A 12,817-nucleotide genomic window follows, 5' to 3' on the forward strand; every position below is an offset into this window, starting at 1 on the left:
TTCGTGTTGACACGCGAAGCAGATGCGCGCCTAATCCGGAACGGGATACGGGCCATCGCCGCGACGCAACGGATCAATGAAATGATCGCGGAGGCGGATCCCAAGTAACTCAATTGCTGTAGCCAGAAACGCGGGCACATTGACCGTACCCATCAAGATTACATCTTCGAGCAGCATCGTCTCTTCATCGAGAAAACGGAGCACATGGCAAGGATCATTCCGCGAGAAGAGCTGGCTAAAGAAATCGGCCCCGCGCTCACGCCCGGTATCAAGCACCTTGAGCAAGACACTATCCATCGCCGCATGGCGATTCCAGGCGCGTTCGCGATAGAAAGGCTGCCCCGTCAAGGCCATGCTCGCGGCGATGCGAGCAGACTGGCGTTGGATCCGTTGGAAGGTATACCCGGTCGAAGCCTTGGTTTGCCCTCCGGCGGTGCCAATATTGAGCACATGGGGGCTAGGGCGGCGCACCAGGGGCGCATCACTCATCGGAATAACCCCGAATTCGCAATGCTCAATCGCATAACTCGTCAAGCCAAGGCGTTCGCTGATATAGTGTTTGAGTTGGCGGTCATACTCCTCTTGCGGCACCAGCGTAGGCGAAAAATAGGTAAACTCAACCAGGGCCGTATAGGGATCAAAGGGCAGCACATAGACAAAGCGCACATCGTGCTCTTGCGGTACACGGAAATCCATAAACGTTGGCGCTGCTGGCTCAAAAGCCGGCGCAGGCGTCCGAATGACCCACCCCTTGAAATGCTGAAGCCAATAGGTATAACCGGGTAGTTGGGGTTGCGGGCGCATCACGCTATTGAACGCCCAGTTTCCGTGATAAGCCTGGCCGTCAACCCAGACGGTCACGCCATCGGGCTGATCTTCAATGCGATCCACCGACCCGTGAAGACGCGTAATCTGTGGCTGGGTTTGCAGCCACTGCTCGAGGAACTGATAAAAATCGAGCCCCTGGATCATCTTGTAGCGATACGGTCCAATGGCGAGACGCTGCGAATGCGTCTCACTATGAAACCAGAGATGTTCCCAACTTCGGAACACCACCGGCTCAAAGGCGCCGTCCCCCACCTCCCAGAAGCACCAGGTACGGTCATTGCGAACCTTGACCTCGCGATCAACCAGAAGGATACGGTGATTATGCAAACCTGCTTTACCAAGGTGATACGCCAGGCTCAGGCCTGACGCACCACCGCCAGCGATAATAGAGTCAAAACGTTGCACAGAAGAAGCCTCATTTCAGCATGATGTCTTATCCGCCTTTACTTAGTGTAGCAAGAAATTCGATATTCGTCTTGGTTTTGGACATCCGGGTCAGCATCAACTCAGTGCCTTCGTTATCACCGAGCATACTTACCATCCGGCGGAGCGTCCAGACCTGGCGGAGCGCATCGGGCGGCAGCAACAATTCTTCGCGGCGGGTACTCGAGCGCTGAATATCGAGCGCGGGGAAAATCCGTTTCTCGGCGAGCTTGCGGTCAAGGTGCAGCTCCATATTGCCGGTGCCTTTAAACTCTTCGTAGATCACATCGTCCATGCGACTACCGGTATCGACCAGGCAGGTGGCAATAATCGTCAGCGAGCCGCCGTCTTCGATATTACGTGCGGCCCCAAAGAAGCGTTTGGGCGGATAGAGGGCGACGGGATCGATGCCGCCAGAGAGGGTGCGGCCACTGGGGGGCATATCGAGGTTATAGGCTCGGGCGAGGCGCGTAATCGAGTCCATCAAGATCACGACATCCTGGCCGCCTTCCACCAGGCGTTTTGCCCGTTCGAGGGTCATCTCGGCGACCTTGGTATGATCTTCAACAGGCTCATCAAACGTCGAAGAGATCACATCGCCCTTGACCGAGCGACGCATATCAGTCACCTCTTCGGGGCGTTCACCGATAAGCAGCACCATCAAATGGCAATCGGCATAATTGGTTGAAATGCCATTGGCGATCGCCTTGAGCAGCATCGTCTTGCCAGCTTTGGGGGGTGACACAATCAAGCCACGTTGACCGCGCCCAATCGGGGCAATCAGGTCAACCAGGCGTGTATGCAACAGATTCGGCTCGGTTTCAAGCTTCATCTGCTGATTGGGGAAGATGGGGGTCAACTGATCAAACAGGGGGCGTTTGCGCGCTGTTTCGGGATCAACGCCATTGATCAATTCAACCCGGAGGAGCGAATAGAAGCGCTCGCTCTCTTTGGGAGGGCGAATCTGGCCCCAGATGCGATCGCCGGTACGCAGCCCAAAGCGCCGAATCTGCGATTGCGAGACATAGACATCATCCGCGCCAGGCAGCATCCGTTCGCCACGCAGAAAGCCAAAGCCATCGGACACAACATCAAGAATACCATCACTAAACGTATTGCCCTGCTCTTCTGACTGAGCCTGGAGCAACTTGAAGATAAGATCCTGCTTTTTAAGACCGCTATAGCCTGTAATATCAAGCTTGCGAGCCATTTCGCGCAGATCATGCAGCGTTTTCAGCTCTAATTCACCAACGTTCACGATCGTGCTCTCCTTGGGGTTGGTCACATGCATCACATAGATTTGGCGGGAAGAAGATCGGGCGAGGATGTCGCACCACACACGAAGAAACGCACAGGCACCGTGGCGTGAGAGCGCGCCGCGTCACCTGCGGGTGCGCCAGAGGCGCAGGGGCGATAGACCCCAGCGAACAGAGTGGAGACACAAAGGCTCAAGAGCCGTAGTATGGCTCTACACATACACGTAACCAGCTACAGAGGTTATCTGATTGCACAAAAGAGCCAAGGGAATAAGGGAACCAATGGGGGACAATCGAGGCTGCCAGTTTACCAGGATTTTCCCAGTGTATAGACAGAACAAGCATCGGGCAGTCTGATTTCTCGGGATAGTATAGCATAGGTATGCACATTGCGCAATAGGATGTTGGGTTGTTGTATCTTTTGCGTAACGCAGTGCGGATGTTTTAAGTGACGAATTCGTCACTTAAAACATCCGCACTGCGTTATGTAACCACCCATCGCCTTCGGCATCATAGTGTTCGGGATGGGGATCATGCGGGGGTTGAATCAGCCGGGCAAAGGGATGCAAGGGTTTGTTATGAGTCCATTGCCATTGAAACGCGACCTGAATAAATTGCCAGGGCGGCATGGTTGCAATCAATTGAAGATTTTCGAGCGGGGTAGCTTCTTCATCCAGGAAACGCAAGATCCGTTGAATCGGATTACGCTCGAACATACTGGTAAAGACTGGTTTAAGTTCTTCACCATAGTGATCCATCATTTCGAGCATAATGGTATCGAGGATGCGATAGCGGCGGGCATCTTCAGGTACATCAAAGGGATGCCCATAGTAGATGAGGGACTGGATCATCGCGGCAGTATCTTGCTGAATGCGCACAAAGGCATACCCGGTTGTCGGCTTGACTCGCCCACCTTTGGTACCAATGGTCATCACGCGTTCACCAATGCGCCGTGGGAAGGGCTGATCGGTTGCGGGAATGACACCCTGTTCTTCAGCGACAATCTGGTAGGCCGTGACGTCCAGAACATGCGCGAGGTATTCATGCAAGGCATCCGCATACGCCTGGTTGCTAAAGCGCTGATCAGAGAAGACGGTGAATTCGACAAGCGCACGACGCGGCGAGAAGGGCAAGACGTAGAAGAAACGCGTTTCACCCGCCTGTGGGGTGCGGAAGTCCATCAATGTTGCTGCTTCGGGCCGAAAGACATCGGTCGCCGTCTCGATCTCCCAGCCCTTGAAATGGAGCTGGAGGTACTGGTAGCGCTCATCATTCAGACGTTCATTCGGGCGGAAAATGCTATCAAAAACCCATGTGCCGGTGTAGGTCTGATCGCCAACAATGACCTGTGCAACCCGGGGGCCATCAATGATCTGCTCGACATTGCCTTGCAACAAGGTCACATGCGGGCAAGCCTGCAAGGCGGCATGAACAAACTGATAAAAATCGATGCCGCGGATCATCTGATAGCGATAGTTGTCCAGGTCAAGAACCTGACCACGTTCGTCATCAGCCAGATGCAACTGTTCCCACGACCGATAGACAATCGGTTCAAACGGGGTGGGTTGGTCAGTCCAAAAGGCCCAGGTACGGTCATTGCGCTGCTTGTTGCCCTTATCAATCACCAGGATCGAGTAGTCACGTAAGGGACTATTGATCAACTGATACGCGAGGCTCAACCCGGCCGCTCCACCGCCCGCAATAATGACATCATAGTGCGTCATAGGCGTAACGCTCCTCACACGTTCTGCTCTGATCGCCGCAAGGCCATGATACTACATCGGCACCCCTCTATGCCTTGAGTCTCAGGGCTGATTATTGACCAGGTGAGTCGTCTTAGACGCAATACCTTGCAAATAAGGTGTTTTTTTTGACGCAAAGGCGCAAAGGCGCAAAGGCGTAACGGGGCACCCGCAAGGGGTGCCCGTACACCGGATTCGGCCTCGCCCCGGTACGGGCACCCCTTGCGGGTGCCCTTGCGGGTGCCTTGGCGGGGTGCATACACGGAAGATGCAATCGCCCTGCCTACAGAGAACAGGTAAAACCCCTACACAGAACAGGCGAAAGCAGGGTACAATAAAGATATGGGACAGAATGGAGAGAAAAATGACCTTGAATAATGCAAGCTTTCCCATTGTCGAGGCTCGTAATCTGAATGGGCGAACGCTCACCCTGCCTGCGGGTTTTGGGGGCGAGCGCAACCTGGCGCTAGTTGCTTTTCAGCGTTGGCATCAGGTACAGGTCGATTCCTGGTTTCCTTATCTTGAGCAGCAAATGGCCGCTTACCCTGATTTGCGTGTCTATGAGTTGCCGATTATTAGCAACTTTTATAACCTTGCCCGTCCCTTTATTGACGGGGGCATGGCTTCCACGATTGCCAATGCCGCCGTCCGTGATCGTACACTGACGGTCTATACCGACGTCAACCGGGTTCGTTCGGCGCTGCAGATCAAGTCAACAGCGTCAATTACGCTCTTGCTGGTTAACCGCGAGGGCACGATCTTCTGGCGCGAGAGTGGGGGTTATAGCCCTGCCCGTGCCGCATTACTCGAGCGTGCCCTAGGGTAGGCTTTCTTTTGCTGAAAAAGCCAGCAAAGCTGGCTTTTTCAGCAAAAATGATGGGGGGTATGAGAGCAAGCATCCCTACCACAATGCGACGCGTGCGATGGCGATGTCGGCATGAAACTGACGCCCGTAGGCGACGATGCCGAGGCGGGTCAGGGCGCCGGGGTTGAGGGGCGCTTCGAGCCATTTGGGGGCAAAGGCGGCGAAGGGCAGGTCCACCAGGTGCCACTCTGCGACGGCGCGAAACTCGGCCCAGTAGAATTGCTGTGGCCGACGGCAGGCACTGGTGCGCAGGTGAACCCGGTAGGTTTCGCCGTTACCCCAGACGCTCAGGCGTATGCCCGTATATGCCTGCGCATCGAGCGGGCCATCAGCAGTCTCCAATGGCAGTGCCATCTGCACAAAGCCACCCTGGTTTTCGAGGCGAACTTCGCCGCGTAAGCGGAGACAGCGCTGCCCTTCGATGGTATCAACGGTGACCTCTTCCCGCGAGATGCCGCCCATGACGCGATCACTAAACCCGCGCCATTGACCGGGGGCCGCCGGATCGTGCAGGTCGCTGATGAGGTAGGGGGTTGGTGGCAAGAGCTTCCTCCTTTGTTGTGCTACTGCCCCATTATAGATCAACAGTGCGCTGGATGGGCCGAAGCACGCGCTGGATGGGCCGAAGCACGCGCTGGGTGGGCCGAAGCACGCGCTGGGTGGGCCGAAGCACGCGCTATGCATGCTGGCCCGTTGCCATGCGTCTGGCGGGGCGGGTGCTTCGGCCTTACGGGGCGTTAGGTCACACCCAGCGGCTTTTGAGTCATGTGGTATACTCGTCTTTTACTCTTTTTTAACCTGCCTCGTTCGGCATGAAACATTTTTCTTTCTCTCATCAATTCTGGTTGATGTCCCTGCTCTATGTGGTGATCGCCATTGGGATGACCTGGCCGCTGGCGTTGCACCTCGATAGCGCACTCACCGAGAATGCTGATACGCTGCAGCAAACCTGGATTCTGGCCTGGAATGCGTATGCCCTGGCGCATGATCCGTTGCAAGTCTGGCATGCTCCGATCTTTTACCCCTATCCCTCGACAGCAGCGTACCACGACCATCATTTGATCCTTTCGCTGCTGGCCGCCCCGGTGATCTGGCTGAGCAATAATCCCGTGCTGGCGCATAATCTGCTGGTTTTGCTGAGTTTTGTGGTGGCCGGGTGGGGTGGGTACACGTTGAGCCGTGCCCTTGGGGCGCAGCCCGGGGCTGCATTTGTCGGTGGCCTTATTTTTGCCTTTTCGACCTATCGCTTTGCCCATATTATGCAGCTGAATTTGTTGCAGAGTGGCTGGATGGCCCTCGCGATGGCGGCGTTAGTGCGCTTCTTGCAGCCCGAGCAAGAGGGTGGGGGAAGCTGGCGCGATGCGTTGAGGGTCGGGTTCTGGTCGGGGTTGCAGGCGGCGAATGCTTTTTACTATGGCTTTTTTCTGGCCCCTTTGATCCTTGGGTATGTGGGGTTCTGGGTGCTCACTGTGCTCTGGGCACGGGTGCGCACGGGGACAGCGTTCCCGTGGATGTATCTCGGTCGGCTCAGCGCCGGGGGCGTGCTTGCGCTGCTGGTGTGTGTGCCCTTCTTGCTGCCCTATCTCGAAATCTATCGCACCCTGGGGATCGTCCGCACCATCCGTGAGCTTGATCACTGGTCAGCCCCATTGTCGGCTTTTTTTGCCGTACTGCCCGAGAACTGGCTCTATGGGCGCACTAAGCTGTTGCCGCAGGCGCCTCACGAACTGGCGCTCTTTGCGGGTTTTGTTACGCTCGGGCTTGCGATGCTCAGCCCCGTGATTGTGCCGCGTTCGTGGCGGACACGCTTCTGGTGGTTGACGTTCGCGGTTGCTATCCTGCTCAGTTTTGGCACTGGCTTGCGCTGGGAACGTGGCGATCCGCCTTTGCCGGTGCCGACACCCTACCCGTTGTTGTATCAGGTGATCCCCGGATTTGGTGCGATGCGCGTGCCGTCGCGCTGGGGGTTGATCGCGTTGCTTGCGCTTGCACCGCTCGCGGCACTGAGCCTGAGTCGCCTGATCGAACGACGCCCCTCCTGGCAACAGCTTGGGCTGGTTACGCTCTGTAGTGCGCTTATCCTTGGCGAGCACGGGGTGGCCCCGTTGACGCTTCGTGAACAAGCGCTCGGGCGGCTTGATCCGCTCTATGCGACCCTGGGGACACCAGCCTATGCGGATGTGCAGGTAATGATCGAGTTGCCCGTTGGTGCGCTGGCGCGTGGCGATGACCTGCAACGCACGACCGAGCGCCATTTTGCCTCGCTGTTGCATTGGAAGAAGTTGCCCATCGCCTATGGCGCGCTGATCCCATTTGGGACGCTCGATCTTTTGCGTAGCCTGCAGAGCTTACCAAACCCGCAGATTGTTGATTATCTGCGCTTGCTTGGCGTGGATACGCTCGTGATCCATGCCGACCAGTACAACCCAGAGGCGTTCGCCGCGTTGACAGGTGGGTTCGAAGCGCAGCCTGAAGTGACGATGCGGGGGCAGATTGGTGCAGCCTTGCTCTATCGGCTCACCCCTGATCCACGGCGGAGCCTTCCCCTCGATGCGACTCGGCCCCCGCCCCATGTGCTGATCAGCAACGACGAACGCATGCCAGGGCTGGCGGTACTCAGTCTAAGCCGGGCCTGGCAAGAGGCCGGGAGCACCATCTATGGGCCGGGGCGGATTCGCTACTATGGAAGTTTTGCGCCGCTTCCCGTTGGCATGATCCCTTCGTATGCGCTGCTTGCCAGTGCCGAAGATCCTGAACGCTACGGCTACCGGGTTGCCAATCAGGTGTGGAGTGCGCACGGGTTGACGTTGTATGCGGCTGATCCAACCCTGGTGGCAAACCTGGAACTGGGAGTGGTTGCGTCCGGCATGTTTCACCCGACCTATCCGAACCAGGTAACGATCAAGGTAGAGGAGGGTCGGATCCAACTCGGCAAAGTCACTGTGCCCCGTCGCGCTGCCGAACCAATGATGGTCGAGCTCGACATTGCAGCGCAACGGGCCGGCGAACTCACCGGGGGCAACGCGAGCCTCAGGTATGCGTCGGGGCTGAGTCGGCTTCGTCTGCCACTCACAGCTGGGTTGACGGCCTTGCACCTTGCCCCTGATGCGGTGTTCCTGCGCGTCCGCCTGCTGCATGATCAGCAACCGGCAACCGTTCAGAGCATCCCAGGACGAGCACTGACTAGCACCGGCGCTTTTGTCGGTTCCTCGCTCATCATCGAGAAGACCGCAAGTGGTACCGCGACCCTTGGTTTGCGCATCCGTGGGGCTGCGGCCTACGATGATCGCCCGATCCGCCTGGTCGAGGGCGCTCTGCCGGTGAAGGATGCGCGGGTGCGGTTTGAGGTTGATCTGCTCAACCCTCAGGGAGCCTGGTTGACCGAGCGTGGCAAACCTGAGGATGGTCGATACATCGCGTATCTGGTGAACCCTGACGACCCCGATGACCAGGGGTTGCCTGTGGCGCAATTTCAGCTTGTCGCAGGGGTGCTACAGGATGCACAGATTGTCGTCTTGCCCTTAACCGGGGTGGTTGAACGATAGACAGAAACTGCGGTCAGCAGAATCGTGCAATCCGGGGTACAATCTAGGCAAGAGAGAATGGGCCAGAAGGAAGCAGGGTATGAACATCCTTCATGATCTTTCGATGCTCATCAATGCGACAATGCCGGTCTATGCGGGCGACGCGCCGGTGTGCCTTGAACCGCACTGCACCATTGCTGCCGATGGCGTCAATATTACGGCGATCAAGAACGCAACCACCCACTTCGGGACGCACATCGATCTGCCACGGCACATTTTTGCCGATGGGGCGAGCCTCGATGACGTGCCCCTCGCCGATCTGTGTGGGCCTGCGCAGATCATCGCGATTGAGCATCCAACCGCGATTACCGCCGAAGAGGTTGCCCGCCATTGCTTCAAGCCTGGCGAGATGGTGCTCTTCCGTACCCGCAATACCAGCGATGGCTTGCTTGAGCGACCTGCGTTTTGCCATGATTATGTCTATTTGACGCCCGAGGCTGCGACCTATCTGGTACAGCAGGCGGTGCGACTGGTGGGCATTGATTATCTATCGGTCGACCCTCCGCATACGCCGACCCTGCCTGCGCATCATATCTTGCTGGGGCATGGCGTCCTGATCCTCGAAGGGGTTGTCTTGACCGACGTACAACCGGGAAAGGCAACGCTTCTCTGCCTACCGCTCAAATTGCAAGGTGTTGATGGAGCACCAGTACGCGCAGTCTTAGTTGAGGGGTAACAGGGCACCACACTGCGTCGTTGTGGACAAAGAGGAGAATCTTATGAGCAACACCATTCCTATTTCAACCCCTCGCCACCTTGCAAAAACGCCAACTGGCATTTATGGGATTGATGAAATCACGGCTGGTGGTCTACCGCAAGGGCGCCCGACGCTGGTTGCTGGTAGCGCAGGATGCGGCAAAACGCTTTTGGCAATGGAATTTCTCGTGCGTGGGGCCACCCTCTACGACGAACCGGGGGTCTTTGTGACCTTTGAAGAGACCCCGGAAGAACTGGTGAACAATGTGGCCTCGCTGGGTTTTGATCTCGACGATCTGCGCGAGCGTGGCTTGCTGTGGATTGAGCATATCTACCTGGAGCGGAGTGAAATTGAGGAGGTCGGGGCATATACGCTTGATGGGCTCTTCATTCGGCTTGAGCATGCATTTGACCGCATTGGGGCCAAACGCGTAGCGCTCGACACCCTGGAAGTCCTCTTCAGCGGGCTCCACGACGAAGCGCTGATTCGCGCCGAGTTGCGCCGCCTCTTTCGCTGGCTCAAAGAGCGCGGGGTGACTGCGGTGGTCACCGCCGAACGCGGCGACGGCACGCTCACCCGTCACGGGCTCGAGGAATATGTCGCGGATTGTGTCATCGTGCTCGATCACCGCGTCACCTCGCAACTCTCGACCCGCCGGATCCGCATTGTCAAATATCGCGGTACGATGCACGGCACCAATGAATACCCCTTTTTAATTGATCAGCACGGGTTCACGGTCTTTCCCATCACGGCGCTCGGCCTTGACTATAATGTAGGCACCGAGCGAATCAGCACCGGGGTGACCGGACTAGACGAGATGCTCGGGGGGAGTGGTTATTATAAAGGGAGTACGATCCTGATTTCAGGGACGGCTGGGACGGGGAAAACGAGTCTCTCTTCAGCGTTTGCGGCAGCGGCGTACGCACGTAACGAACATACGCTTTTTGTTGCCTTTGAAGAGTCGCCCGCGCAGATCATACGCAACGTGCGCTCGATTGGGATCGATCTGGAGCCTGCGTTTACCAAGGAATGTTTGCATTTCCACGCAGTACGCCCAACGCTCGCTGGCCTGGAATTGCATCTTGCGACGATTACCGACCAGATCGCCCGCATCAAACCGTCCGTCGTCATTATTGATCCGATCACCAGCCTGATCTCCCAGGGCTTCAACAGCGAAGTACGGGCTCTCTTCACCCGGCTCATTGATTTCTGCAAACAACATGGCATCACGCTCTTGCTGACTAGCCTGAGCGTGATGGGACAGGATCCTGAGGGCACCGATATCGGCGTTTCGTCGCTGGTTGATACATGGTTGCTCGTGCGCAACCTAGAGATGCACGGGAAACGCAACCGTGGGTTGTATATCTTGAAATCGCGGGGTATGGCGCATTCCAATCAAATCCGCAAACTCGTCCTCTCATCGGAGGGAATCAGTCTGATCGAAATACCTTCTTCCAGCCTGCAGCTATCATCATAAGGAGGATCTATGAGTGAGCAGAATGTGTCAAAGCAGTTACCGGATCTTCCCACCGACCAAAGCGAGTTCTGGATCCTTCGGCTCTATGTTGCGGGGCATGCGATGCGCTCACTGACGGCGATTGCCAATTTGCAGGCAATTTGCGAAGAGCATCTGCCTGACAAGCATCATATCGAGGTGATTGATGTGATCGATGATCCTGAGCGGGCCAGTACGGATCAGATCCTGGCTTTGCCAACCCTGATTCGTGCGTTGCCACCGCCCGTCCGGAAAATCATCGGCGATCTCTCCAATACCGAGCGGGTGCTGGTAGGGCTTGAAATTGCGCAACACTCACATTGACGCGCATGCGCGTCAATGTGGGGGTGAGGGCCACTACCTTTTGACGCAATGGCGCAATGGCGCAACGTTTGGAGCGGGACGGTGGTCTGGGTTCCCGCGTGCGCGGGAATGACAGGGGGGCGCTAGCCCTTCGCAAAGACGGGAGGTTGACGATGTCGAGACTCCACGCTCTTGTTGTTTGCTGCGTATGGATTGGTTTGCTTGTGCTGACCGGCACCCAGGCACGGGCCGCACCGTTCGCCCAGGCGCTTCCCACGTTCACATCCACCCCAACGCCATCATTTACCCCTTCACCAGACACGACACCGACACGCTTTGCCACCGTTCTCCCGAGCCCAACGCTTCCCTCATCACCGCCTGCAACTGCGACGATCACCGCCTCGGCAACAGCTACGGTTCGCCCTACGATGACGATGCCGCCACCTGAGGCAACGAGTGGCACTGTGACGCCGCTGCCGGCACCGGCACAGGAGGTAGGTCTCGAGATCAGCAAGACACTGCTTGGTAGTGATGAAGTTCAGGTCGGCCAGTACCTCACTTTTACGATTCAGATTCGCAATACTGGTTCAACCGTGATCACGGAACTGCCGCTCGTTGATGAGTATCAGACCGCGATCCTTGATCCGGTGGTTGCGTTGATGGTGCCGCCACCGACGAGTCAAGAACCAGGTATCTTACGCTGGGCAAATCTGAGCGATACCTTTGGTGATTTTGCTCCTGGCGAGACGATCGAAGTGATCGTCGTCTTTCGGGCGATCACGATCGAGGATGAGGTCATCAATCGGGTGCGCGTCGAGGCTGGCGAAGGACTGGGGGGCGAAGGGGGCGCGGCAGCCGAAGATAATGCCGGGGGTACGATCAAGGGTGGGCGCATTGTGATCGAGAAGGCACTTGTCGAGAGTTTTGTGCAACTTGATACGCCCGTGATTAGCTTTACGCTTTCGCTGCGCAACGACGGGTTCGCCGATATTGTCCGTGCGCCGGTCGTGGATTTCTACCGCCCCGATCTGCTCACCTTCACCGGGGCGAGTGTGCCGCCCGATTTCCATAATCCGGTGACTGGTGAGTTGCGCTGGGATGATCTGCTGGCAAGCCTCGGCATCGAACGTCTGGCCCCGCAAGCGATGGTCTCGTTTACGACGGCCTATCGGGTCAACGGGCCGATTGAAGATGCCGTCGTCAATCGGGCCAATGCCGTCAATGTGGCCGACGAGTTTGGCAATGCGGTCGTATCACCCCGCGAGGCCGAGGTACGCATTCGCCTGCGTGGCCCGGGTGGGGCCGAGCTGCCGACACCAACACCAGTCGTTGGGCCGATCGAAGACGAGCAGCCGACCCCAACCCCGGTCAGCGCGACGGCGACGGTGACGAGCACGGTTGCCCCTACGCCGACCCTGGAGACGACGACACCAACGCCGACAACGGAACCAACGCAAGGCAGTGCCGAGACAACGCCGACGGAGGCTGCGGGCCAGCCTGCGACGTTGCCGGTGACGGGGAGCCGCGGACTGACGACGGCACCGGTCTTCATTGCCGTGCTGATCCTGATCGCCGGAGTTGCCTTGCGTCGCGTCAGCCGACCACGAGGGTAGAGGGAGGATCA

10 protein-coding genes are annotated in these 12,817 nt (G+C 57.3%); 6 read left to right on the forward strand and 4 right to left on the reverse strand.

Features of this window, described 5'->3' with window-relative positions; genetic code table 11:
• Positions 1–30: 30 nt before the first annotated feature.
• From EYB53_RS01240 to EYB53_RS01250, 3 genes are all read right to left on the reverse strand, one after another.
• The gene (locus tag EYB53_RS01240; protein ID WP_135475883.1) at positions 31–1,233 is read right to left on the reverse strand and encodes a lycopene cyclase family protein; all 1,203 of its coding nucleotides are present in this window, start codon (positions 1,231–1,233) and stop codon (positions 31–33) included.
• 28 nt (positions 1,234–1,261) lie between these two features.
• A complete protein-coding gene (gene rho / locus EYB53_RS01245; RefSeq protein WP_135475885.1) occupies positions 1,262–2,509 on the reverse strand; it encodes a transcription termination factor Rho in 1,248 nt (415 codons plus the stop codon).
• Positions 2,510–2,971: 462 nt separating this feature from the next.
• Positions 2,972–4,231, reverse strand: coding sequence for a lycopene cyclase family protein (locus EYB53_RS01250; RefSeq protein WP_135475887.1), 1,260 nt, complete (start codon positions 4,229–4,231; stop codon positions 2,972–2,974).
• A gap of 382 nt (positions 4,232–4,613) precedes the next feature.
• On the opposite strand from EYB53_RS01250, the gene EYB53_RS01255 reads away from it, so the two are divergent.
• Complete coding sequence (locus tag EYB53_RS01255) at positions 4,614–5,075, forward strand: hypothetical protein (RefSeq protein ID WP_135475889.1); 462 nt, start codon at positions 4,614–4,616, stop codon at positions 5,073–5,075.
• A 75-nt stretch (positions 5,076–5,150) separates the two neighbouring features.
• Here the strand turns inward: EYB53_RS01255 and EYB53_RS01260 are convergent, their stop codons facing one another.
• Positions 5,151–5,657: a CIA30 family protein gene (locus tag EYB53_RS01260; protein WP_205712550.1), complete on the reverse strand. Its 507-nt coding sequence runs from the start codon at positions 5,655–5,657 to the stop codon at positions 5,151–5,153.
• A gap of 305 nt (positions 5,658–5,962) precedes the next feature.
• Between EYB53_RS01260 and EYB53_RS01265 the strand changes: the two genes are divergently transcribed.
• The 5 genes from EYB53_RS01265 (at position 5,963) to EYB53_RS01285 (ending at position 12,806) form a co-directional block, all read left to right on the forward strand.
• Complete coding sequence (locus tag EYB53_RS01265) at positions 5,963–8,659, forward strand: hypothetical protein (RefSeq protein ID WP_135475893.1); 2,697 nt, start codon at positions 5,963–5,965, stop codon at positions 8,657–8,659.
• 79 nt (positions 8,660–8,738) lie between these two features.
• Complete coding sequence (locus tag EYB53_RS01270; RefSeq protein ID WP_135475895.1) at positions 8,739–9,374, forward strand: cyclase family protein; 636 nt, start codon at positions 8,739–8,741, stop codon at positions 9,372–9,374.
• A 43-nt stretch (positions 9,375–9,417) separates the two neighbouring features.
• Positions 9,418–10,872, forward strand: a complete 1,455-nt coding sequence (gene kaiC, locus EYB53_RS01275; RefSeq protein WP_135475897.1) for a circadian clock protein KaiC — start codon at positions 9,418–9,420, stop codon at positions 10,870–10,872.
• Positions 10,873–10,881: 9 nt separating this feature from the next.
• Positions 10,882–11,214, forward strand: coding sequence for a circadian clock KaiB family protein (locus EYB53_RS01280; protein ID WP_135475899.1), 333 nt, complete (start codon positions 10,882–10,884; stop codon positions 11,212–11,214).
• A 152-nt stretch (positions 11,215–11,366) separates the two neighbouring features.
• The gene (locus EYB53_RS01285) at positions 11,367–12,806 is read left to right on the forward strand and encodes a hypothetical protein (protein WP_167857192.1); all 1,440 of its coding nucleotides are present in this window, start codon (positions 11,367–11,369) and stop codon (positions 12,804–12,806) included.
• Positions 12,807–12,817 lie beyond the last annotated feature (11 nt).

This window comes from Candidatus Chloroploca mongolica (assembly GCF_004762035.2).
Taxonomy (GTDB): Bacteria; Chloroflexota; Chloroflexia; order Chloroflexales; family Chloroflexaceae; genus Chloroploca; species Chloroploca mongolica.